Genomic DNA, 24,021 nt, shown 5'->3' with positions numbered 1-24,021 from the left:
CAAACCATGTTCACTATTCTGCATCCGGCAATAGTTTTCCTGGGTTCATTAGACCAGGGGGATCAAACATTTCTAATAAATTACGAATTGCAGCGATACCCAGTGGACCTTTTTCAGCCATCAGATAGGCTTTATGGTCGACCCCAACGCCGTGCTGATGGCTAATCGTTCCACCGCTATCGACAATAGCTTGAGCACCGGCTGCTTTGAGTTTTTGCCAGCGCTTGAAAGTTGCTGCATGACTGCTACCACAGCGAAACAAATAAGTCGTGTACGCACTAGAACCCTGTCCGTAAACATGGGATAGGTGGGTATATGCAAACACTTTTTCATTCTCATCCTGCAAGGCATTACGGATCGCTGTTTCAATGTTTTCTACGGCTTGTGGAACTCGAACCCAGTCCAGCGCGGTTTCCATTGTGTCTACAGCATATCCTGCATCTCCCAGTGGTTCGCGCAAATACGGCGCTCTGAATCTGCCATGAGCCCATTGTTTTCCAAGTGCGTCATCACCGGCAAAACCACCTTGCTGGTCACAGTATTTGGCAGTTAATTGAGACGCAAACTGACATTGTTCATTGGAACCAGTTAATCCGTAAGTCAGCATTGTTTTGCCTTCCCCGATGCCGTTTTCAACTAATGCCTGTTCCAATGCTTCAACAGGGAGACCGCCCATTTTTATCAGGCTGCCTGTTTCTAATGCATTACTTAGTCGCACCATTGATAATTGTACATCCGCTTGGGCAATATTGCGGACTGCCGCCAGACCCTTTTCCCAGGAAGGGAAAAATATGACATGAAATGAGTCATGTTCCGGTAAAGGTCTCACCCTGACAGTAGCCTCGGTAATAATCCCCATCCGACCTTCAGAACCCATAATTATTTCACGAATATCAGGTCCTGCAGACGAGGCAGGGAAAGTAGGAATGTCCATGCATCCCTTGAGTGTTTCGATTTTTCCCCCAGCAAAAAGTTGTTCTATACGACCATAATGCAGAGATTGTTGACCACTGGAACGAGAGGCAATCCAGCCTCCCAATGTAGAAAGCTCCCATGATTGAGGATAGTGACCGAGCGTATATCCTTTTTCTTGTAGTTGTTGTTCAAGTTCCGGTCCACAAACGCCTGCACCAAATACAGCGAGCCGGCTTTCTATATCAAGATTTAGTAATTGCTTCATTTGACCCATGTCAATGGTGAGCACTGGTTTTTCACTCTGCTGAGGATTAATGTGTCCTGCAACCGAAGTGCCACCGCCGTAAGGTATCACCGCAGCATTATTGTCTCGGGCATATTGCAATAGCTGCTGCACTTCTTCAGACGTTTCAGGAAACGCCACGCCATCAGGAAATGAGTCAACTTTGTTGCAGCGCATAGCTAGCCAATCGGGAAAACTATGTCCGCGGGCGTGGCGCAAACGAATCTCGGCGTCCATCGTTACCAAAGGGTTGGCGGGTAAACGTGATTTAGGTACGTTGGCCATTACTTGGTCAATGGTGGCTGGAGGTAACCCAATCGAAGAACCTAGCATTGATTCAAGCATTTCCTTCATAGAATCGTTTAACTGAGTCGTGTATTGACTGTTTTGGGCACCCCAATTATTCCAATTTCGCATTTTCATGTACCTTATTGCCAAGATTGATAAAGTTATATATATTCTTGGGTGTTAATTTTGTGTGAACCACTTGTTTCGCCGATGTTTAATTTTAAAACATAACGTGCATCAAAATCAGTGTCGTGACACGACAATATATTCACCGTTTACGCCAACAACTCTGGGAGCTTGATTAGCTTGAATATAGAGAGTTCAAAAAATGACAGGTTCGGACTCGCTTCTGTCCCCGCACTCAAACCTTACTTGAAAGCCGCAGAAGACTGCGGCATTGATTGTTATAGTTTGTTAAAACTTGCTGGCATTGATGCAGAAATACTCCAAGACAATAACAAACATTTTTCCAATTCTGCGATGGAAAAGTTAATCAGATTGCTGATCATTGAAAGTGGCGACCCCTGTTTTGGGCTGCATGCAGCAAAATATGTTGAACCTTCTTCGTATAGCGTTTTGGGTTATATTGCAATGAACTGCTCGACGCTGCGCAAAATCCAGGCAAAAATCCCTATTTTTGAAAAAATTGTAGGGGATATGGGACAGACCTCAATCACTGATGATAATGGTTATATTTATCAAAGTTGGCTCTGTACTTTTTCTGACCCTCAGGCAAAACGACACGAGGTGGAACATGTTTTGGGTTCGTGGCATACCTATGGTCGCCATTATCTGGGAATAAACTGTAGTCACAGTATCTGGTTTGCACACAGCCCCCCACAAGACGAGTGCTTGTTAAATGAGTATAAAGAAATTTTTGGTTGTGAAGTCTGTTTCAATAAACCCTTGAGTTGTATTGTATTTAAAGAGGAGGTTCTGGATGAAATATTACCTCAGGCCAATGAACAATTGCTACAGACTTTACTTGAGCACGCTACCCAGGCAATGGCAATTATTGACAAGTATCAGCCAGTATCTGTTCAGGTTAAAAACATATTAATTCTGATTTTGAGACAACGAACGCCTAGTAGTGAAACCATTGCTCGTCAACTGGGTATGAGCAACCGTACCTTGCAAAGGAAACTAAAAGAGGAAGGATTAAGTTATAAAGAAGTCTTAAATGAGTTACGACTGGAATTGGCTCTGCATTATCTTGAGCATACAGAGTTAACTGTGGAAACGATTGCAGATGAACTGGGCTATATGGAAATACGCTCTTTTCACCGAGGCTTCAAGTTATGGACCGGGCGAACTCCCGGTTCATATCGCTAACCTGAGGTGTTATAAATAGCCGTGTTTTTCAGCCCATTCACGGCTACGTTTCATGCCCTCGGTTAAGGTAACTTCAGGCTTCCAGCCCAGTAGTCGTTCCGCTTTATCTATAGAAAACCAACTCTGAGTATTTAGCTGATAAATACTCGCTGGCGAAGCCTCATTTGCCTTACCAAATAGTTTACTGATCCCAGTAACGATATAAGAAAGAACTAAAGCAACAGATGTTGGAACCGTCATCGGTCCTTTATTACCCAGCCAACTACAGTGATGTTTAAAAAACTCTTTTGTCGTGACATAACCTTTGCAAGATAAGATCAATATTTGACCGGCGACTTTATCACTAGATGCCGCCAGAGCAATACCCCTTATAAGATCATCGATATAGAGCGGTCGAAAGTAACCTTTTCCCATCGCGGGTAGCATAAACTGATTTTTCTTGAGCATCTCCAAAGGTAATATAATCCAAGGCCGACTGCCAGGACCATAAACATCCCCAGGGCGAATAATGACCACCTCAATATTGCCCTGAGTTTGTGCTGCCAGTACGGTATGCTCAGAAGCCAGTTTTGTTAAAACATAGCTCCCCCCATCGGCATGAACTGGATAATCCTCATTTAACTCTCCTTTGGCTTTGTTTCCAAAAGCAACGATTGATGATATTTGCACAAATCGCTTTACCTGATGCATCTGTGCAGCATTTATCAGTTTAGATGTGGCCAGTACATTAACCCTCCACATATCCACATCGCTCATGGCGTTAGAGACCAAGGCTGCCGTATGGATAACGACACTGCAGTTTTCTAATAATTCAGCAAATGTTTCAGGGTTGGCAATATCCGCCTGATGAACATCGTCACCGTTACCCTGCAAATCCACTCCGACGACTGAAACTCCATTTTTTTTGTAATAATCCATCAACGCTTTGCCAATAAAACCATTAGCTCCGGTTATCAAAATGCTTATTTTCGATTGTTTCATAATATACCTCCTATCATACTGACTATAGCCTGTTACATACCCGACATTGATTACGTTTGAATAATTTGAGTTTGTTCTGGACAACTCCTTTTAGGTCATATTTTTTCTATACATTTTCCCCATCAATCGGGTAACCATCATTTTTGAAAATAGTTGGGAAACATAGGCCGTCATCTGATTAGACAAGCCGGGGATAATTGTTGTTTTACCAGCCAAGCATCCATTTATCCCTTTTTCCGCTACTGATTGTGGTGATGATATGACAGCCTTGGGAATTTTGAGTAGGCCTCCCTGGTCAGGATTGGACAACATTTTCGTGGCGGTATAGCCTGGACACAAAGCTGTAACGACAACTCCTGTGCCTGCCACCATCATTTCATCGGCAAAAGCATGACTGAAAGACAGGACATAAGCTTTGCTGGCTGCATAGACGTTCTGATTAGGAATAGCTGTCCATGCAGCCAAAGAAGCGAGATTGAGAATATGTCCGCCACCTCTAGAAGCCATATCAGTAGCGAATAAATGGGTTAATGAAGTGAGGGCTAATACGTTCACCATTAACATATTTTCTTGAGTGCTCAGATCCAGATCAGTAAATGAACCATTGGCCAATAGACCCGCATTATTCACCAGAAAATTGACGTTCAGTTGGTTACTCTTTACCCTCTGAAAAAGCTTCTGAGCAGCTTGTGGCTCTGATAAATCAGCAGTCATCACAATGCAGTCTACTTTGTAGTGTTCACTGAGGTCACGGGCAACATCCTGCAACTTTTGCTCACGGCGGGCAACCAGAATAAGATTGTGTCCCCGTTCCGCCAGAATTTTGCAAAACTCAAGACCAATTCCGTCTGATGCCCCTGTTACCAATGCCATTTTTTTATTCATTATATTCCGCCATTTTTTAACGATCCCAATTGTTGAAAGTATTTCCAACTGTAAAGTAGTCGACAACAAACGCTTTATAATACAAAGCGGTCTCAGTCACAGTGTCCTGATACGACAAAATACTCACCATGTGCGTCAACAACAAAGACCCTCCTGAAGACCTATGGTTGAATACTAAATATTCAGAGGTGTAATTCGATGACTTAGCAACGTGGGATCATGTTTTCAAGGCTAGTAACTAAAGTAGAATTTTCATTATTTTTGCCATGTTCTTTCTATAATCATCTGTTACTGGCTAATTTCATATTGCTTAAGACTCACCCTTGACCGATACACTTAAGCAACTATATTTTTAATTTACATAGACACATATGGACGTTCCCTATCTAAATAGTCTTGTTGGAAATTCTATTTTGGCGCATTGACGCCGTATTAGGGAGGGAACGTCCATCTCATCACTCTAATTGACTCGATATTTAAATGGGTGTTTGTATAAACTCAGTGATTTTTGAATAAAGGGGGTTATGAATAAGGGGAAGCAGAACAGAATGGCACTAATTTAATAAAATAATTATTTAATAACAGTCAGTTAAATTAAAAGACAATACTAAAAAATGGCAGAAACCGTTGTAGAATATTTTCACCACAAAAACAGCCACAAAGTACTCTGCCTTCACGTCCATTATCTCCCATATTCACCTTTCCCAACAGAAGAAGATCCATTATTTAGCCAATAATACTCATGCAGTCGACTTTTTAGCCTTACTCTCTCAAGATGAGCCAGCCTTAACGATTGAAAACAACCTACCCAATAACCATCGTGAGCGGATTTATACGCCAACTAAAACACTGTCTATTTTTCTCGCACAAACCTTAAATGAAGATAGATCGTGCAGTAAAGCCGTAAACGACATGCTCATTCAGGCACAATTCGTGAACAATACCAGTGCAAACACAGCCGCCTACTGCAAAGCCCGAAAAAGGTTATCGCTGCCTCTATTAACCCAAGTGGTTAACAAGAAAGGTGAAGTTAATTCAGTACCCTAGAAGTGGCGTTGGTTAGGGCGTAGCGTTAGCCTCATTGACGATACCCGACACAAAAAGTAGTCAAACAGCCTTCCTTCAACAAGGCGCCCAAAAGGCAGGGTTGGGCTTTCCGATATGCAGGCTGCTTGCCGTTAGTTGTCTACATAATGGCGTTATTCTAAATGCCGCAGTCGGGGGATTTAAAGAATAGATTTGTCGCCAATTTACGAAATTTTCAGATAAGTTAAAAATTGATATCGCTTATATCAGCTATCAGGCAATTTTTGGCGCTAACCAATACTATTCAACGGTTGTGATGAACCTTCACTTGCCAGTCGCGATTCATTTCAGTCGTATGACCGGAATTTGCTCATTGCCGTCAGTCAAGTTTGATTAATCGTATGATGATTCTTCGCTCAATATAGTCTGATAGCTTGAATTCTCTTAAGTCCGCTATAGGTCGTTAGCTGTCTATTTGGGCTGCGAACTAGACTGACAATTTATCGCGAAAATCAGTTTAACTGAAGTGACTCCGAATGGTGGGTATTGGCACTTTCTTGTCGATCAATATCGCAAAAATCTACAAATTGCTTACGTCAGCTATCAGGCAATGTGAGTCCTTCTTTACTTATAAAGGAAATGTTTCAATCACCATGCCTAAAAACTTGCTGCTTAGTGTTCAAGCCAAAAGAATAGAAGTAGATGGTAGCAATCAAGTTTCTTCCTATTTTGATGACGTGACCTTGATTATGAGTACCGGTATATTTGTCTTTCCAAGATGATTATGCGAGACGTAGGCGACTCAGTAACTATTAAAGCTGATGAAGCAAAGAAGAATGCCACCACATTCCAAGTTCTTTTGTAATTCGCCCCTCTGTTTGCTGAAAGCGTTTTCCAAGCACAGAATATCCTGATAATCTGAAAAAAAGCGCCCTGCAGTTCGCTTACTCATGTAAAGTAAATGCCTAGTCACCTCAACGCTGGCTGGTATTTGGTTCAACAGTAGGTGCCAAAATGAATAATAAATCCACGCTCAGAGTTGTGAAAGTTAAACCAGAGTCTGAAGCCGACATTGAAAGCCTGACGTCAGGCAGCCACGACATAGCGTGGACCGAGGAACTTGATGCTGAGGTATTGTTAACGGGTAATCAGCAAAGCGTAAGCAACGTTATATTTAGAACCTCACCAATTACCGGTTTGCCGCAAAACTATACACAGTATTTAGCAAATCAAAGTAAAAACAACCCTTTTACATCCAGTTCTTTAAGCTACGGCGCTGCAGTTAACAAAGCGTCCGATAAAGAAATTCGCAATGCCTACCTGTCGCTAGCGTCAAACAGTGCGTCCCTAATTAAGCAGTATTTTCCTGAAGAAATGAATCAACCTATTCAGTCCTTGGAGTTCATTGTATCAACCTATGGTGCCATAGACGCGTGGACAGATAAAAACAGGATAAACAACGTACAGGCCTCGCTCTCTACTGGCAAAGCCATTGTTCAAGCCATCGACGTGTTCGCGCCGTTTTTCCCTGATATCAGGCAAATTCAGCCGGCTGCTGCAATAGCCGGTGTCGCCATTAAAACCGCTGAATCGGCATACTTAGTTTACCGGCTGCACAACAAGTAGAAAGTGCGCCACTCCGCTAAATCTATTTGTGATCTTGAAGAACGTTTATTCTCCGATAGTGCCATTGCCTTGCGTTGTACTTTTGTCTACGTAGTTTACAACTATTTTTCGCCTAGTACCGACTGTATAAGCAGGACCAATATTAGGGAAATTAACTTTGTTTACTCGTACTGATGAACAGCTTGTTCAAAAAGCGAAAAAGGGTATAAAACCGCTTTTTAACTATTCGCTTCGCATAACGGGCAACCCTGACGATAGCAAAGACCTCATGCAAGAGTTTTTTTGTGTCGGTTTTTAAGAGCCTGCCATCGTATCGAGGCGGCACAGAAGTAACGGTCAAGCAAAACGAACAGCCCCCAATTAATAGCTTTAAAGCCTGGCTATTTCGTATTGCGTATTTTCGAACGATTGATTTTTATAGACTGTAGTGGCCAACTATTAATGGCCAGCAACTTATAGTGCCAAATCACTATTACCGAGGTCTGCTACAGAGGAATTTGAGACCGTATAAGTGAAGCAGAAAATCGACATCACTTAGTGTCAGCTTTAAAGCCCATGCAGACCCCATAAAACCTAATTTCAACAAGGCAAAAGTATGAACCAATCAGGCGACGACATTATTGAAATTGATGGTCAAAGATATTTAGTTCCAACCCGTCTGATAGATGGAGAGTTAGTTCCTGACCCTGATAAGAAAATTAAACTCCCCATAGAGATTACAAGCAGCTTTTGTTTCACTAGGGCATCAACTGAAATAGATGAAAAGCATAAACCAACCCTTAAACAGCGCTTAGTTTCTTTGATTACTTTGAGCAATCGCTAAGTGATTTGCAGTAATTTCCAATTACTTAATTCAATAAACAATTGAATTAACAAGCTTTCTTTCTGGCATAGTTCAGATCCCCTCGCTACTTCTTTGAATATTATACAAATGCAGAGAATGACCTCCAATCAAATTATAATTTTTGTCCTTAGTTTGTCCAATCCATATAAGAGCAATTAAATACTCAATTATTTTCATAACTACCGTGAATTTCTCGCCACTTGATAATTTTTTTTATGGATTTCTTCAAATGTTATCGTCGAATTTATTATGGTTCGGTCCAGTCGATAGAAGCCTTTGTCATTCTAAAAGGAAAATAGCTGCGCTCTATCAAATAATGTCAACCATTCCTCCTTTGGCAACATTGGTGCGCTGCCCATACCGAATAGCCATTCTTTCGGACTTCCAATTACCCGCTTGGATGATTTTTATTAACGGTCTATTTTGTTCTGTCATACTGACGGTTGCACCAACCCTTGTTGAATGGCAGCTGTAACTTATTTTGTTATCTAAATACCTAGCACCACCAAAGTTTTTAAACGTCTTGTAGATAGCTTGATAACCCATAGTTTTTTGTTGTACGGTTTGTTTCGGTGATAGCGTTCTAAAAATAAACCCTTCTGTGATCCCCGATGCGTTTAACCACTCGTCAAGCAATATAATGGTTCTAGGCGATATGTAGCCATAACTCCCTTGTCCTTCCTGGTCTGTCTTTGAATATGAAGCAAACACAGATCCATGCTCTCTATCGATGTGTGCCACTTCAATCTCCGCCAAATTCGATGCCCGAAACAAGCTGTCAAAAGCAAGATTAACCAGCAGTTTATTGCGTGTATCCAACAGTGAGTGGGGGTTAAATGTCTCATTGAGCGCCACTAAAACCTCTGCAGTAATAGGATTTGCCTGTGTTTGCGCTGCTGGCTTTTTTTTGAGTTTGTTTGTTATAAAATCACGTAATAGCTTGGAGTGTTTAAACGGATCCGGTAGTTCTGCAATACCGATAAAAAATTTAATTGAACTGAGTTTGCGTTTAATTGATGCGTTTTTAAGCTCTGATACCATGAGTGAAACAAAGTATGTTTTGATGGTGTCTTTCGTCACTCGCCAATCATCACTCATACTCACTAACCCGTGTTTTAAACAAAAAGATAAGTAATGTTCAAAATCACTTAAGTAGGCCCGTTTGGTATTACTGGCCATGTCGTCCAATAGGTCGTGTTTGAATTCTTCGAGATTAGCTAACACTTGTGATCGTACAGTTTCATCAGAAATGTTGCTCACGTTCATCAAGTCAGTCATTTTATCGCCATTTCTATTATTCTAGATAATTACACTTATCTGGAATAATAGAGCAGGGGAGTGCGCCGGTCAACAAAAAACGTTACCTGTAACAAATATTCTATGTGGGGTAAGGTGATGCTATTTTTATTATATTAAATTGTTACCGGTAACAATAAATGCGTGAGCCTACATAAACTTAGGTATTTTGTCCCGAATTTGGATCTTTCATATTGTTATCTGTAACATAAATAATAAAGGGAACGGATGCGCTTTGTGATGTGAATAAATGTTACAGGTAACAAATAACTGTATTTTAATAGACAATGTAGTAATATTTTTATATCGACTATTATTACCTCAACATTACAGGCATCACAGAGATGGCAAAAAGCACGAGTAAAGAAGCACAACCAGACCAATATTGGGTGCGTTTTGTCACTGACGGCTTAGTCGAAAAATACATTAAAATAGACGATATCTTGTCAGATGGTGGCGCAATACCTCCATACAGTGGTCAATTTCCGAAACAAGCGATGAAGACGTTAAAGTCTGCCCTCACTCCCGATGCTCACAGAAGATTAAGCGGTCGATTTCGTAAATATAAATATAGCGCCAAACATAATACTACGACATTAACCATTAAGGATGAGACGCTACAGCGTCTAAAGGCTATAGCGGATAAAGCGAGACTAGGTAATGAAAACTATGATCTGATCCTGGAATATTTAATGGATCCTGAGTGGGAAATACAAACAGCAAAAGAGCATGTTGCAGAACTAAAAATGCCTACAGGCATTGATGTACATGATAAAGGGCAACTATTAAGAGCGAAGCTCAGGTTCAGAGCTTCGACGTTTCAATATATGCTTTCATTAATCGAAGATGCTTTTAAAATGGGTTTTTTAGCGTGTAAAGCCATGCATGCCAAAAAGAGAACCAGTGCTGCTATTCAAGAGGCGGCTAATGAACATTTGGATAGATTAAAAGGGTTGTAATCCATTTCCGTGACCTGAATACGATTACCCCCCTTTTCATCTATGCCTTTCTTTTAGCCTATTTATTGTGATGAGTCTCGCCATAATACTTTCCAAATGCATCATTCAGCATTTCTTTGGCGTGACGCCTTGTATCATCTTCTTCTGCTGAAGTTAGAATATACAACCAAGTTTTGACTCGAATGACAACACTATACTGATGACCTGTATGGATTCAATAAACGCCCGGTATGGTCGTTCAACAGTGCATATCGCAGCGAAAGGGTTTGAGCAAAAGTTTGCTATGCGACGAGCTTTTTTGTCCTCGCAATACACAACAAAGTTGAGGGATATCCCAAAGATAATTTGTTAGCTCTTAAGCTTACATTTTAAGTGTAAATCGCGTCAATGATGACTGTCTGTAATGAGCCTAAAACCGGACGGTGGGAGGCGCTTATTTCTTATTTTAAATTTTGTTAAAACAGTTGAGTAATAGAGGAGAAATTGCCGACTTTCACTCCCTCAAGGATATAAAAGAGAGGTAAATATGGAAAATATGAGGCATCATGTATTTTGATTTTATGAAAAATAACGTTTTATTTTACCTATACTCTAAAGTTAAATTGCGGCATGAGCAGAATATATTCCAGCACATCCACATGTGGATTCTTTATTATCTTGAGTGTGTGGTGTACTGTCTGTGCCTAAAAAGAATTTTTTATTACCGCTGATTGCCGCTGCGATTAATGCTTCACGATGTGTTTCACGTTTTAATATGGGTAAACAATAATAATGTGGATTCAAACCGCCTTTAAACATCTGATTACGATTAAATAATAAATGGTGTGCAGTAATAGTGGCTGCAATATTATCACCTGTTTTAGCAACAAACTCAGCAGCTTGTTTTGTTGTGATATGTTCTAAAACAACTTTTAGTTTTGGGAAGTCTTCTATTAAAGGCCTTAAAACAGTTTCAATAAAAACTTCTTCACGATCAAATAGATCAATGCTTTGATCGGTTACTTCACCATGAACTAATAAGGGTATACCCAATTGTTGCATTTTTTCTAAAGCAGGATAAGTATTTTTAATATCAGTTACGCCAGCATCAGAATTAGTTGTTGCACCAGCGGGATAATATTTAACTGCATAGACATGTTCGTTATTGTGAGCAGCAATAATATCATCAGCAGAGGTATTATTGGTTAAATACAAAGTCATCAGTGGATCAAAACTCTTATTAGGACTCGCTGCTAAAATACGATCTCGGTAACAAAGCGCTTGCGCTACGGAGGTTACCGGCGGCTTTAGATTTGGCATAATAATAACGCGAGAAAAGGTAGCGGTTGTATGTGGAACAACATCGACTAAATATTCATTGTCTCGAACATGAGGATGCCAATCATCAGGGTGTGTTATTGTAATTTTTTCATCTTGTTAGGCTCATAGACAGTTGTATTAAACTAGTGATTGCCCTCGCTATTACCCACTGATAACAAGGTTATGGGAACCTGTAATTACTATTTGATAAGAATATGCTTTTGAGCACGCTTCACTGCGAGTCTAGATCAACAACAAAAAGATTCATTACTCTTCCTTTGTGAGAAGTGCCTATGGGACAGACGGCTTGTAATCCTTGTATGTCTCTCGAAGTATGTTCTTTTGTAGTTTCCCTGTAGCGCCATGGGGAAGTTCCTCAACAAATATTACATCATCGGGTAGCTGCCATTTCGCCAGGGTTTTCGCCAGGTGCGCAATCACCTGTTCCATGGTGACATCGGAGCCTGCTTCCTTCACCGCAATCACCAAAGGACGCTCGTCCCATTTTGGATCAGGGATCGCAATAACAGCTGCTTCTGCAATGCCTTTACAACCGACCGCTTCGTTCTCCACATCAATTGAAGATATCCACTCACCACCTGATTTAATCACATCTTTGGAACGATCCGTAATCTGCATAAAACCGTCAGGATCGATATTTGCCACGTCACCTGTATCCATCCAACCATCTGCATCAACCACTTGTCCTCCTTCATCCTTGAAGTAACCTGAACAAATCCAGGGTCCCCGAACCAGCAGGTTGCCGGACTTAACACCATCCCATGGCAGTTGTTCGCCTTTGTCATCCACAATCTTCATTTCAACACCGTAGACAGCACGGCCCTGCTTTAGATTAAGGCTGTTCAACTCATCATTGGAAAGGTTCTTGTGTTTGAATTTCATACGACAGGCGGTTCCCAAGGGGCTGGTTTCTGTCATACCCCAGGCATGGAGCACATCAACACCATAGTCGTTACGGAAGGTTTCAATCATGGAACGGGACACAGCGGAACCACCAATAATGGTCGCCTTCATAGTGGAAAATGTCTTATTATTCTGTTTGAGATAGCCAAGCAACATCATCCAGACAGTTGGAACCCCAGCAGAGAGGTTCACCTTTTCGCTTTCCATCAGTTCATAAATCGATTCACCATCCATGGCACAGCCTGGCATCACTAGCTTGGTACCGCACATGGCAGCTGCATAGGGAATCCCCCAGGCATTGGCATGAAACATTGGTACCACAGGTAACATGACGTCCATAGAAGAAAGTCCCAGTGCATCCGGCATACAGGAAGCGTAACTGTGCAAAGTAGTTGAACGATGGCTGAAAAGCACCCCTTTGGGATTACCCGTTGTGCCGGATGTGTAGCAAAGCGAACAGGCTGTGTTTTCATCGAAAAGCGGCCATTTATAATCGTCATTCTCAGCATCCAACAGCTCTTCATAACAGAGCACGTTGGCTAGTTTAGTCTTAGGCATGTGAGCTCGGTCGGTCATGATAATGAACTGCTTAACGGTTGGCAGTTTATCTGCCACAGCTTCCAGCAATGGTACAAATGTCAGATCCGTAAAAAAGAATTTATCTTCGGCATGGTTAATAATATAAACGAGTTGTTCTTGAGAAAGTCTGGGATTAAGCGTATGGCAGATAGAACCCATCGAAGCCACACCGAAATAGAGTTCAAGGTGACGGTAGCCATTCCAGGCCAGCGTTCCAATAGTATCACCCTGTTCTGTGCCCAGTTTAGTCAGCGCATTCGCTAATCTACGACATCGAACTGCACAGTCCTTATAGGTATAACGATGAATCGGACCTTCAACCGATCTGGAAACGATTTCTGCATCAGCATGGTTCAGAGCTGCATGCTCAATCATTTGAGAAATAAGTAAGGGGCGATCTTGCATTAAACCTAACATGGTATAGCTCCATTAAAATTTTTGATTTGTAGGATATGGTTATACTTCCAGCCATTCTTTATGAATAGTAGAATGATCCTGAAAATCCTAAGTGTATGAGTTGAAGAAATATTATTGTATTTTTTATTTTGATTCAATAACAACCTCTAGGCAGAGGCTTTCTAATTAACATATATTGAAAATAAACCTATTTAACAATTATGATAAATTCTGCTTTAGGTTGTTTTGAGATTTTGTACCAAAATTAATTAAGGGCTTCTATGTTCGAAATGAAAGTACTCAAAATCCGAAGCAAAGCCTACTCACAATTAAATTTATTTGTGTAAATTTAATCTTTTTCCTAGCTACTAGAACCCATCGATTTTGAGTCTTGTAGTTCGCAAGCCATAAGCCAAGCTACTCGATTGCTTATGGCACATTTGCGACGCTCAGCGAATGGCTCCAATGAGCCTAATAGCAGACAGTCGAGCGTTAAACTTGAAGGAGAACTTTGTGCCATAAGCCGCCGTTGAACTTCTGGTCAATCAATTTCACTGACCCTATCGATTTTCAACGACCCCGCAGGTCTTTTAGCCTATTCGAGGAATTGATCAAGAGTATTGTGAAGCAAGCAACTTGACCCCTTTTCTTTTTGACCCCTTTTGTTTTTTTCATGGTGGGTCCACAATAATCAACAAACAGTTTTTCACCTGCTTTATGGTTTTGACGCATGGATGGTTTTTGACATTTTAGCCATGTTTTATATAGACAAAAGAAGTGGTTTTAGCTGTAAAAACCTTCTGGATACCGCTCACCATATTCTTCCCACAATAACTGCAATGTCATCGTTTTCGGCCTCAACTCTTGCTGGACGACAGACCAATTGGGGATGATGTAACCCTTACTCTTAGGTTTGGTTTTGGTTTTGAGGAGTGCTCGTTGAAGCGTCTCATCACTCCATTTTTAATCAAGCGGCCAGCTAGTGATCCCAAGAGAGGTGGCACGAATGGCATAAATAGACACAATTGACGCTGAAACAGATAAGCTTTTGGCTATTTTTCGATGGCTGAGCAAACAGCCGTATTTGAGTCTTAAAATCTCTTTTGACTTACACATTTAAATAGGTGCCATTGGCATAGTTATTCTCACCATCAAAAATGAAAAGAATAACGGTTAAAAACACCTATTGGACAGACAAAAAAGAGTAAAAGTTGGGCAACAACATTAAGCCGGTCACTGAATAACATTTACCCCAAAAGTGATCGGCTTCGATGTTATTGAGTGATCTGGTTGGATGTAAATATGCAGAAAGAGAAAACTGGTTTTAGGTTTGTGTACTTTTATCATAATAATGAGTTGCACTTATGAGTATTTACATAGACACATAGGAGGTAAGTGGCGGTTTTGGGAGCAAAGTAAAGTTTAGAACATAACGGGTTTTTCGCTATTTTTAAAAATTGCCGTAAAGCCCTGATTTACATTGATTTATTCAACATAAAACAGGCCTCCGGCACAGATCCGTACGGGCGCTACTAACGCATACGGCTCCTACATAGAGTCAAAGGTGAAAGCGTTGAATAAACTTATACTGCTTCGCTACTTTCCCCAACATTTCCAAACCTGAAGCTAAATATCCCATGCTCTGAGTCACGGCTAATCTTCTGCTGAAAACGTTTCCTCTCTGTCAGTCCCCTTCGCTCCACACACTCCGCCTTGGTGATTAACCCAATTTGTTCGCATGCTTCCTCATTACTATGAGACTGTCTGACTTCCAGTGGCTTATCATCAAAGGCTTTGTCTCATGACTTTCCCTTAATGTGTAAGACAAAACGTGTCTCACCAAACCGCTGGATCTCCCGAGTTCCGCATAAAAGACATCACCACATGCACAAGGTCTATGACTGCGAAGCGTCAACCAATAACTAGCACCGCCGTATATGGCATTTCATCTATTGGTCGTATTGCCTTCCCCTTCACCCAACAAGGTCAGCACGCTTAAGTGAGGATTTCGCAGCTCAATACTCGGCCTATGGTTTCCCCTGTCAACGCTTAACTCGACACCTTACGGTGCAAAGCCCATGACTCGGGGACTTGGCGGTGTGCTTACCTTACCAAGTAGAGGACTTGCACCTCCGATCTTCTACCGATTTATCTCGGCGCACTGGGTGTCTTCTTTAGTTTCTTCCCACAGATAAGTGTGACTCAAAGATAAAAAATGACAGGCTCCGCGCAGCGGCTTAGTTCAACAGACTTTTATGAGACAAAAGTCTAATATACCAAAGTTCAATTTCGGTCCCCCAACATTAATTTTATAATCAGTTCAGATTAAGGTCTCAATGTTTGTGGTAGATGCTCAGATATCAAACCTTGTCGTATTAGAAAACATGCTAAGCGGTATTTTTTTAAATCATTGTTATGTCGAGATATTTTTTTTGCATACCATATGCTGTACCTCATAGCAGTAGTGATGACGTATCACTTTTAGCCATTACCTTCCAAAATTCTTGTGAAGGGATTAAAAGGAAAATCACATGAAAAATATATTATTAAAAACCTGCTTAACCAGTTTGACTTTGTGTGTCGCGGGTTTAGCAAATGTTCAATCGAAAGAGATGGATTTATCTAAGTATTCTGCAATTTCGGGGGCGGCGCTAAGCATAGCCGCACACCCCGAAGATGATAACTCCGACTACCATGTTAACGGACATCTGGCTGCACAAGCGGCCGTTTCTATTGGTGCCCACACTGGCGTAAAAGATATCTATGCTGGCGCTGCCGTTACTACGGGTGTCGGGTCAAACGCTAAACAAATCTCCGCTGGCGCTGCCGTGGGAGTCGGGACTTATGGCACCGCTCAGGATATCAACGCAGGGGCCGCCGTGGTCGTAGGCGCTTACGGTGAGGTCGGCTCTATCAAGTCTGGTGCAGCCATCACACTAGAAGTCGGTGCGACGTATTACGCTGCAGAGGCTTTAGGAGCGACGACTTTCGGGGCCGAGGCAGGTCGAAATAGTAGGGAATATTCTGACTATGTCGCAGGCTTTATCGATAGTACCGATACGATGACTGCTGCGATGACTGCTATAACAAAGAAAATCACAGATAGTAAGGGGGTGGATGGAGTTATTTCCAATGGAGACATCTCAGGAATTACGTTTGGTCCGGGTGTTTATAAGTTCGGTGCGATTAACTTAATGTGGGGTTCCAATGCCCCGGTGACCTTTGATGCCAACGGTGACCCGGATGCGCAGTTCACGATGATATCTAGCGAGGCTATGACTTTAAGCGCTGGGTCGACTTTCATATTGATAAATGGTGCGAAATTTTCAAATATCACGTGGATTTTGGGTGGCGCGCTCAATCTTGGCGCGGGGTCAAAATTTCAAGGCGTGGCGTATGTGAATGGCGCGGTGAATGGCGCTACGAGCAGTGTGTGCGGGAGCGTTTATGCGATTGGCGCAGTAGCAGTAGATTATTTCGATAGTGAATGTAATTACCCAAAACCGGTCGTGTGTCCGTTGTGGGATGACACTCATTACAGTCTAGAACGGTTAGCGAATACACGCGTTTTGCTTCCAGTCACAGACAGTAAAGATATAACACATCACACGTTTACCGACGGAACAGAAATACAAGTCAGTAGTAGGAGGATGGAAATATCTTCGGATTATGGGTGGTCGTTGATGAAGAGGATCGGGTCAGGACGTGGTGACAATGCATGGAACGCACCTTCTATCTTAAACCCCGGGGGATGGACTATTTTACCTTCACCATATTCAACTTACTTAAAACTATGCACCGCAGATTTAACATTTTAGCAGCGAATGTCTCGCGAGAACGCAACATAGGGCTTAGCACTAGGTACCGTGACCCATGCTCCAATGGCAGCCTTGCCCCATTGCTGCCAACGTTTTACATACAAACCTAAAGTTAAAGCCATCTCATTTGAGGTGGTTTTTTTTATGCTCAGTTGCTCATAAAGCTGTCTGTAGTGCACAACGTGTTTTTCTACCGTCTTTGCTGCGACGGTTAATCGTTTGTCACCAAATGGTAACCCAAAAAGATCAAAGCTGTAGATTGACAACAGAGTGTCATTTTTTACAAAAATCATCATATTTTCATCGTCAAATTAAGCAGGGCTGAATGGCAAAAATGAGCGAATTGCAGTCAGACGATTAAGTAGCGGTGACGATCGCCTATACTGAGGAAGCAGATGATGACATCTTCCCGTCTTTTTTACCCGTTCAAGTTATGCACTTATTATTTGAATCCAAGACATAAAAACAAACAAGTTGAGGGCTTTAGCTCAAGAAATGAAACCTAGAATGGAAAAGCCGGCTCATCAATGAGTTAAATCCTAGCTGAAAAGACTTATATTTTGACTTGGTTGGGTGAGAATCGATTGAGCTTACTGGGGCTATTTGGTGGTTCCCGCATTCGCGGGAATGACACATTCTTGTCAAACAACAACACTGAAAATCAACAATATCTTACGTCAGCTATCAGGCAATTTTTGACTTTTACCGCGATTACTCAACGGCTCCTATGATCAATCGCTTACAAGTCACGTTTTATTCAATCCTATGACCGCTGATCGCTCAAACCGGACTAAACCACAATAAATCGCTACGTCCGCTTTCTTGGGCAAAGCAGTCGTTCGGCTAAGCTAGCACCAATGACTAAATCGCTCAATATAGTCTGTCAGCTTATTAGGCCAGTCTGAGTTTCAAACATTAATTTGTCGAATTTTTATAGAGTTTAAGCTTTGGTTTTTCCTAGTTACAAACATTACGTAATTTGGGCAAAATCTAAGTGCACAAAATCGCGGGGTTAAAGGAGTTTCAGTTTCAAACACTAATATGCTCGCACACAAAGGCTACTTTAGCCCCAATAATATCAAAGCCACACAAGAGCTTAGTGCTGAGACAAATGTGCCGCAAACAGACACATCGGGCATGGAGAAAAAAGGGATAAAGATATCTATATATGTCTTGCTAGAGATAATTACTGGTCTTTTTATGAAGCTATCAAATTGTCGCAATTTGGAGCTGTGTGACAATTTCTGTATCTTCGGGAACCGATTCAAAGTCAACAGAGACTATTGCGACACCAAATTGGTGTTTACTGTACCTACCTGTATTTCAAACTATCCTTCTTGAATAAATGAAGTTGCTTGAGGGACTAAATCGAATTTTGTTGTTTCGTTAAAGCTTTCGTGACACACCTTTTTTAATGCGATCCCTATGTGCCGGTGCCACATAAACCTCTACAGTAGTCTTAACACTCGCATGGCCAAGCTCTTCGGCTAACATCGTTTCGCTGATTTCACCTAAAGCCTGCGTGGCGCCAGTATGTCTTAACCAATGGGAAGAGGCGCCAGCAATGGCATGAGCCTGTGGCTTTTTTTCCTTTTTAACTAACGACTTGATCACCAAATCAAAAGCTTCTTCTACCATATTATTCAAGCTATCTTGATGAAGCGGTTGACCGGTTTTTTGTGACGGCATAATGGGCGTGTTTTCGTCGATATGGGGTAGGGGGGTTAACCCTAATGACTCTCGATAGCGAATTAGCACATTGTCGATAAATTCGTCGGGTACCGTTACTAGGCGTTCTTTTTTGCCTTTACCAATGATGTTCAACACCCAGCCTTCACCGCTGGGGTCCTGTCTGAAATGTCCAAATATCGGTGTATAATAATCACGATGTGAAAGCTCTGAAATCCTTAAAAACAACACTTTTAACGTAAGAACCAGAAATCTATGCATTTCGTATGCAGGATTTTCATCTGCCGCCTGCGTAAGCGTATCCACAAATAGCTGCCAGGTTTCATCGTCTAAGGTATGTGGAGGTTTATAGATTTTGCCTTTTACCATGTACTTACAGCTTTTCTTTATCAGACTAATGGGATTGCGTGCAATGTGTTCAGATTCCCATAGCTCTTTTAAAAACACATTCAAGGAGGCGTAAGAATTTTGCAATGATGTTTGATTAAGACTGTAGCGGTTTTTAGGCTTATCTAAAGCTGAACGTTCTGGTGAAATGAGCTCATTGGTTTTGCGGTTGGCTTTGGACTGCCGAAGGACAAATGGTCGCCAGGTTTTATTCACAGTGCGTATATCAGTACCAGCCTTAGCTTTAAAGCGACTGGCAATGGTGGTATCAGAAATCAGTGCTTTAGGCGGTGACCAAATCCAATCGATGTAATCTCGGATGTCTTCTGTACCTAATGCTAATATTGACTTGTTCTTTTCGTTCCAGCAAAACAGGGTAAAACGTTCCGCCTCATTTCGAAAGCGTGTCTGTGTGCCTTTTGAGTTGCCCACTACGCTGACCAGAAAATGCAGCAACAACCCCAAATCCTTGCGTGCAGCAATGCCGTTGTCTTCCATTTTGTTTAGGTATTCATCCAAAGAGGGGTAAACCTGTGCAAACTCGGAAGAGTTCAACAACTCTCGTTGCTGAGGCAATAAGTTGATGGTGTCGGTGATGGGATGGTATTTCATAAGAAGCAGGGTACAGACGTAAATAAACCCTGTCAATTCGTAATAATGTCAATTATTACGAATTGACCTTATATTGGAAACAGTAGTCAAAATAGCCAAACAAAGCACCTTAATATAAACTGCATCGATAACTATTGGCAGATACATCAAAAAAATATCTCAATGAACTTAGCATACGACAATACCTATAAAGCCATTTCAGAATTATCCGAGAACACTATGTTAGATAAAAAGTGCTCCGATCTAATAATCGAAATTCATAAACATGTAGATTTCGATAGCATTCCGTTAAAACATATCGCTAACAGGTTAGGCGTAACTTTATCGACTGCCAAGTCACTCGCCAGAAGAGATGCAGAAGTGTTTAACGCTTTCGAACTGGAAACATTCCTCGACAGAATAGTGAAGCACAACTAGCTATTTGTTATTTTATGTATTTCCAAGTTAGTGCTTGCAGCTTCAGTCTTAGATAAAATTATGGCTTCGACAACCTCAACTTATCTGTGGGCTTTTCACCGGTACTCATCATCCTAGAATTGATCAAACTATTGCCTCAGCATTGGGAATGCTCAAGTGAGTTTTGAGGGGGGAATTGGTCTATTGTAAATGATTCTCATTTGCTACAAGCGAAATCGGCACTATGTTTAAAGAAACCCGATTTATGACTACACGCTGAGTTTGTGCAAACATTTTTGCACAAACTCAGTCGGCAACAGAACAGCAAACCTGCTCGCTAGATATGAATCAACTCCAAAAACAACACGGTATTCTTAAATAAAACAATTAGTTACATTGACAGTACTAGATGTAGAACTCTAGGTTGTCAGATTGCCATTCATTGCTTCCTACGCTGTTTTTAAGTTGAACAATGGCTCACAATCAATAATTAAGTTGCGATTAATGAACAGATCATAAGTCTTCTGTAAATTCAGCCAAAATCCTGCACTTATGCCTGTGGATTTTTCAAGCTTCATCGCCAATGGAACAGTTACACTAACTTTACCTGTTGAAAAGTTATTAAGGTGAGGTCTGTTTATATGCATTTTTTTAGCCGCCTCGCTGACGGTCAAATCATGCGCTTCTAATATACGTTTTTTAAATATTAAACCTGGGTGCGTTGCTGGCAGTTTATTACTTCTTACCAATGTCATAATGTACTCCTAATCGTACTCATTTAAGTCCACATCATAAGCCTTACTTTGCTTGTAATAACAAGTTACGCTTCCAATGGGCTCTACACTATTTACCGTGACTGTTACAGCCCAATTAGATGGCTGATATTCATCTATTTTAAACCCACCTAACAACTCTAAATCAGTAATGGATTCTGATGCGTCTAATAGGTCTAATATTTCAATAACGTCATAAACATACGTTGATGGCAGCAATCCTGTATCGCCCGTAAGCCAGAGCTCTTTTAATACTTTTGATTTAAAGCTAACAATCAAAAGGTACTCCTTAAACATCCAGTATAGTGTATGGTAACACAATACACACTTAATTAAAAAAACTATCAACTATGAATTCAGAAGCTTATGTTGATTCTCATGTAATACTACTCTGATTAAAAAAACAGGGCTCATTAGGGTGGAAGGAACTCACGCCACCTGTCGATTTGTTTAACTATTCATATATTGTCAAAGGAAATGATACGTTTAGTTATCCTGCGGCTTATGTTGGGAAGAAACGACGAAACGCCACAGGCGTTGTTTTATATAGTCTGCAAGCCAACGTGATACAATTGGTCGATATGTCCACAGCCCCCTAAATGAGAACTATTCGCTACACGCCGAAATGCCACTTTGTTCTAGGGAACCCTGATTGGGCTTTATCTTTCACGATAACATGATGACTTCACCTATGAAAAAATAGCAACATATTAATTGCTTTTATCGTGGAACTGATTCTAAATACACAAAAGAAACACATATATTGCTAAAATACAAAAAAGCAACTAGTATGTTTCTTATGTGAAAATAGCAACATATGTGTTTCATAATGAATGTACTACTCGAACAGATCAAAAAACGTCGCATAGCACTGTCACTCAAACAGCACGATATGATGCTACGCGTGGGGATATCGCGTCAGCAATATCAGCGGCTAGAATCCAAAGGAAATCCAAGGCTCGATACTCTTGAGCTGATTGCCAAGGGGCTTAAAAGTGAATTGCTGCTCATTCCACAAGAAAAGTTAGATGTCGTATTGGCCTTGTTGGCTGACGAATCCGCAATCCCTAGCAATACAAGTCAATCGGCTACCGAAAAAAGAAAGTCGCTAGTTGACGACCCATGGCAAGGTCTATTGGGAGAGAATGAGTGATCACAGATACACATGATGAAGTGAATGTTTTAAAGCTCACTATCCACGGTGCACTTATCGGCTACCTCGCAGGCTATAAGAATGGTCGTAATGTGTTGAGTATGGCAGATGAGTTTACACACAACCCCAAGCGCCCGACATTCAGCTTGATTACACACCCCAAATTTCCAAATGCAGACAAGCTTATGGCTGAGCCATGGGCAAGAAATCAACGGCTGCATCCTGTACTTTCAAATTTGCTGCCAGAAGGTTCATTACGAGAACTTATTGCACAGGGCCTAAAGGTGCATATCGACAATGAATTTCACATATTCTCGTATCTCGGCGCGGATTTGCCGGGGGCTATCGAAGCCATGCCAATGGAGCCAGAAGATGTTCCCGATTATGTGCTCAACACGCACGGAAAGGCTAAGGCGATTAAATTTGAGAAAGATGCTCTTGATAAAAAGGGAAGAGACAATAAATTTTCTTTGGCTGGCGTACAGATGAAATTTTCCATGAAGGAAAAGGATGGTCGTTATAATTTATCCAAGGGTGATGTTCTGGGTGACTGGATTATCAAGACACCATCAACTAAACATAAATTTGTGCCATTAAATGAATATACTGCCATGTCGCTTGCTGAGCTTGTTGGCGTAGATATTCCTGAAATCAAACTTGTGGAGCTGGATAAGCTCGATAATCTTCCGCAAATCAATTTACCCGATGAGAAGCAAGCCTTTGCTATCAAACGATTTGATCGCGCGGGTGATCAGCGTATCCACATGGAAGATTTCGCGCAGATTCTGGTTAAATACCCGCACGAAAAATACGCTAGTGCTAATTATGAGAATATCGGAAAAGTCATTTATGACTTTTCTGGTGACGCGCTAGCCGACGCCCAACAGTTCGCAAGGCGATTACTGGTTAATATCCTTTTGGCGAACGGAGACGCTCACTTAAAGAACTGGAGCCTTATATACCCTGATAAGTTCACACCACGTTTTTCACCAGCCTACGATATTGTGACAACCAGCGTTTATATTGACAACGAAAGCCAATACGCACTCAATCTTGGTAAAACGAAGGATTGGTACGTAGTCTCTTTGGAACATTTTCAGTGGTGGGCAAATAAATCAGGTATCCCATGGCGGGCAATAAAGCCACATTTGGACGATACACTAAGTAAGGCAAGAGAGTTTTGGCCAGAGGCACTTAAGACTCTTCCCATGGATGCTGGGCACAAAGTAGTGTTGAAAGCGCATTGGAGCAAACTTCATGAAGACTTTAAAATTTAAAAAATAACATAAAATAAAATCTTTGCGGTCAACGAATAATTAAGATAGCGCGCGTAAAATATAAATTAAAAACACCATAATACAATGTAACCGGAGTAAACTTATGCAAGCGTTTCACCCATAGATTTTATTGGCAAACTAGCAGTTAATCTGCATTATCACTAGCTTGCATGATTTAAAGGGGTGTAAAGTGGGGTACCGTTTTTAACGCTTTTTATTTCCCATTTAATATCAATATTCTACAGCCAAATCGACCTTATGTTTAAGAAAACCCGTAAATGTG

At 41.3% G+C, this 24,021-nt stretch carries 18 protein-coding genes and 2 pseudogenes; 9 read left to right on the top strand and 11 right to left on the bottom strand.

Annotated features, from left to right (window positions below; translation table 11 throughout):
- Positions 1-13: 13 nt before the first annotated feature.
- Positions 14-1,621, bottom strand: a complete 1,608-nt coding sequence (locus CXF95_RS21860) for an FAD-binding oxidoreductase (protein WP_232787976.1) — start codon at positions 1,619-1,621, stop codon at positions 14-16.
- 171 nt (positions 1,622-1,792) lie between these two features.
- On the opposite strand from CXF95_RS21860, the gene CXF95_RS21855 reads away from it, so the two are divergent.
- Positions 1,793-2,818, top strand: a complete 1,026-nt coding sequence (locus tag CXF95_RS21855; protein WP_198556668.1) for an AraC family transcriptional regulator — start codon at positions 1,793-1,795, stop codon at positions 2,816-2,818.
- Positions 2,819-2,827: 9 nt separating this feature from the next.
- Here CXF95_RS21855 and CXF95_RS21850 read toward each other — a convergent pair whose 3' ends face one another.
- Both CXF95_RS21850 and CXF95_RS21845 read right to left on the bottom strand, forming a co-directional pair.
- Entirely contained in the window at positions 2,828-3,799 is a 972-nt protein-coding gene (locus tag CXF95_RS21850) for an NAD(P)-dependent oxidoreductase (protein WP_198556667.1), read from the bottom strand.
- Between the two features lie 90 nt (positions 3,800-3,889).
- Positions 3,890-4,684: an SDR family oxidoreductase gene (locus CXF95_RS21845; protein WP_101200680.1), complete on the bottom strand. Its 795-nt coding sequence runs from the start codon at positions 4,682-4,684 to the stop codon at positions 3,890-3,892.
- 2,040 nt (positions 4,685-6,724) lie between these two features.
- On the opposite strand from CXF95_RS21845, the gene CXF95_RS21835 reads away from it, so the two are divergent.
- A complete protein-coding gene (locus CXF95_RS21835) occupies positions 6,725-7,336 on the top strand; it encodes a hypothetical protein (RefSeq protein ID WP_101200678.1) in 612 nt (203 codons plus the stop codon).
- A 595-nt stretch (positions 7,337-7,931) separates the two neighbouring features.
- Positions 7,932-8,159, top strand: coding sequence for a hypothetical protein (locus CXF95_RS21830; RefSeq protein ID WP_101200677.1), 228 nt, complete (start codon positions 7,932-7,934; stop codon positions 8,157-8,159).
- A 330-nt stretch (positions 8,160-8,489) separates the two neighbouring features.
- Here CXF95_RS21830 and CXF95_RS21825 read toward each other — a convergent pair whose 3' ends face one another.
- Complete coding sequence (locus CXF95_RS21825) at positions 8,490-9,458, bottom strand: tyrosine-type recombinase/integrase (RefSeq protein WP_101200676.1); 969 nt, start codon at positions 9,456-9,458, stop codon at positions 8,490-8,492.
- A 362-nt stretch (positions 9,459-9,820) separates the two neighbouring features.
- On the opposite strand from CXF95_RS21825, the gene CXF95_RS21820 reads away from it, so the two are divergent.
- The gene (locus CXF95_RS21820) at positions 9,821-10,435 is read left to right on the top strand and encodes a hypothetical protein (RefSeq protein ID WP_101200675.1); all 615 of its coding nucleotides are present in this window, start codon (positions 9,821-9,823) and stop codon (positions 10,433-10,435) included.
- A 199-nt stretch (positions 10,436-10,634) separates the two neighbouring features.
- The gene (locus CXF95_RS21815; RefSeq protein WP_369809339.1) at positions 10,635-10,787 is read left to right on the top strand and encodes a DUF4113 domain-containing protein; all 153 of its coding nucleotides are present in this window, start codon (positions 10,635-10,637) and stop codon (positions 10,785-10,787) included.
- Positions 10,788-11,035: 248 nt separating this feature from the next.
- On the opposite strand, the pseudogene pyrC reads toward CXF95_RS21815, so the two are convergent.
- The 3 genes and pseudogenes from pyrC to CXF95_RS21800 all read right to left on the bottom strand — a co-directional run.
- Positions 11,036-11,839: pseudogene (pyrC, locus tag CXF95_RS21810) on the bottom strand (dihydroorotase); the annotation flags it as partial.
- A gap of 186 nt (positions 11,840-12,025) precedes the next feature.
- The gene (locus CXF95_RS21805) at positions 12,026-13,654 is read right to left on the bottom strand and encodes a 3-(methylthio)propionyl-CoA ligase (protein WP_101200673.1); all 1,629 of its coding nucleotides are present in this window, start codon (positions 13,652-13,654) and stop codon (positions 12,026-12,028) included.
- Between the two features lie 651 nt (positions 13,655-14,305).
- A pseudogene (locus CXF95_RS21800) lies at positions 14,306-14,749 on the bottom strand (IS21 family transposase); the annotation flags it as partial.
- A 1,451-nt stretch (positions 14,750-16,200) separates the two neighbouring features.
- Between CXF95_RS21800 and CXF95_RS21795 the strand changes: the two are divergent.
- On the top strand, positions 16,201-17,451 hold the full coding sequence (locus CXF95_RS21795) for an ice-binding family protein (RefSeq protein ID WP_157828206.1): 1,251 nt from the start codon (positions 16,201-16,203) through the stop codon (positions 17,449-17,451).
- Here the strand turns inward: CXF95_RS21795 and CXF95_RS21790 are convergent.
- Complete coding sequence (locus tag CXF95_RS21790) at positions 17,448-17,747, bottom strand: hypothetical protein (protein ID WP_157828205.1); 300 nt, start codon at positions 17,745-17,747, stop codon at positions 17,448-17,450. The genes CXF95_RS21795 and CXF95_RS21790 overlap by 4 nt on opposite strands.
- Before the next feature lie 1,090 nt (positions 17,748-18,837).
- Positions 18,838-20,139, bottom strand: coding sequence for a site-specific integrase (locus CXF95_RS21780; RefSeq protein WP_101200669.1), 1,302 nt, complete (start codon positions 20,137-20,139; stop codon positions 18,838-18,840).
- A 162-nt stretch (positions 20,140-20,301) separates the two neighbouring features.
- On the opposite strand from CXF95_RS21780, the gene CXF95_RS21775 reads away from it, so the two are divergent.
- On the top strand, positions 20,302-20,556 hold the full coding sequence (locus CXF95_RS21775) for a hypothetical protein (protein ID WP_101200668.1): 255 nt from the start codon (positions 20,302-20,304) through the stop codon (positions 20,554-20,556).
- Between the two features lie 428 nt (positions 20,557-20,984).
- Here the strand turns inward: CXF95_RS21775 and CXF95_RS21770 are convergent, their stop codons facing one another.
- Positions 20,985-21,290, bottom strand: a complete 306-nt coding sequence (locus CXF95_RS21770; protein WP_101200667.1) for a HigA family addiction module antitoxin — start codon at positions 21,288-21,290, stop codon at positions 20,985-20,987.
- A 9-nt stretch (positions 21,291-21,299) separates the two neighbouring features.
- The gene (locus CXF95_RS21765; RefSeq protein ID WP_101200666.1) at positions 21,300-21,587 is read right to left on the bottom strand and encodes a hypothetical protein; all 288 of its coding nucleotides are present in this window, start codon (positions 21,585-21,587) and stop codon (positions 21,300-21,302) included.
- Positions 21,588-22,137: 550 nt separating this feature from the next.
- Here CXF95_RS21765 and CXF95_RS21760 point away from each other — a divergent pair.
- A complete protein-coding gene (locus CXF95_RS21760) occupies positions 22,138-22,461 on the top strand; it encodes a helix-turn-helix transcriptional regulator (protein WP_101200665.1) in 324 nt (107 codons plus the stop codon).
- Positions 22,461-23,738: a type II toxin-antitoxin system HipA family toxin gene (locus CXF95_RS21755; protein WP_369809340.1), complete on the top strand. Its 1,278-nt coding sequence runs from the start codon at positions 22,461-22,463 to the stop codon at positions 23,736-23,738. Before CXF95_RS21760 ends, CXF95_RS21755 begins: the two co-directional genes overlap by 1 nt.
- The last annotated feature ends 283 nt before the right edge of the window (positions 23,739-24,021 follow it).

Origin of the sequence: Paraglaciecola sp. MB-3u-78 (assembly GCF_002835935.1) — a bacterium.
GTDB lineage: Bacteria > Pseudomonadota > Gammaproteobacteria > Enterobacterales > Alteromonadaceae > Paraglaciecola.
Note: the sequence above shows the minus strand (reverse complement) of the source record. Positions and strands in the feature narration are given on the sequence as shown.

Excerpts from the sequence above, each read along its gene's own strand:
- CXF95_RS21860 (WP_232787976.1), bottom strand. The coding sequence starts at position 1,621 with ATGAAAATGCGAAATTGGAATAATTGGGGTGCCCAAAACAGTCAATAC.
- CXF95_RS21850 (WP_198556667.1), bottom strand. The coding sequence starts at position 3,799 with ATGAAACAATCGAAAATAAGCATTTTGATAACCGGAGCTAATGGTTTT.
- CXF95_RS21845 (WP_101200680.1), bottom strand. The coding sequence starts at position 4,684 with ATGAATAAAAAAATGGCATTGGTAACAGGGGCATCAGACGGAATTGGT.
- CXF95_RS21835 (WP_101200678.1), top strand. The coding sequence starts at position 6,725 with ATGAATAATAAATCCACGCTCAGAGTTGTGAAAGTTAAACCAGAGTCT.
- CXF95_RS21830 (WP_101200677.1), top strand. The coding sequence starts at position 7,932 with ATGAACCAATCAGGCGACGACATTATTGAAATTGATGGTCAAAGATAT.
- CXF95_RS21825 (WP_101200676.1), bottom strand. The coding sequence starts at position 9,458 with ATGACTGACTTGATGAACGTGAGCAACATTTCTGATGAAACTGTACGA.
- CXF95_RS21820 (WP_101200675.1), top strand. The coding sequence starts at position 9,821 with ATGGCAAAAAGCACGAGTAAAGAAGCACAACCAGACCAATATTGGGTG.
- CXF95_RS21815 (WP_369809339.1), top strand. The coding sequence starts at position 10,635 with ATGACCTGTATGGATTCAATAAACGCCCGGTATGGTCGTTCAACAGTG.
- CXF95_RS21805 (WP_101200673.1), bottom strand. The coding sequence starts at position 13,654 with ATGTTAGGTTTAATGCAAGATCGCCCCTTACTTATTTCTCAAATGATT.
- CXF95_RS21790 (WP_157828205.1), bottom strand. The coding sequence starts at position 17,747 with ATGATGATTTTTGTAAAAAATGACACTCTGTTGTCAATCTACAGCTTT.
- CXF95_RS21780 (WP_101200669.1), bottom strand. The coding sequence starts at position 20,139 with ATGAAATACCATCCCATCACCGACACCATCAACTTATTGCCTCAGCAA.
- CXF95_RS21775 (WP_101200668.1), top strand. The coding sequence starts at position 20,302 with ATGAACTTAGCATACGACAATACCTATAAAGCCATTTCAGAATTATCC.
- CXF95_RS21770 (WP_101200667.1), bottom strand. The coding sequence starts at position 21,290 with ATGACATTGGTAAGAAGTAATAAACTGCCAGCAACGCACCCAGGTTTA.
- CXF95_RS21760 (WP_101200665.1), top strand. The coding sequence starts at position 22,138 with ATGAATGTACTACTCGAACAGATCAAAAAACGTCGCATAGCACTGTCA.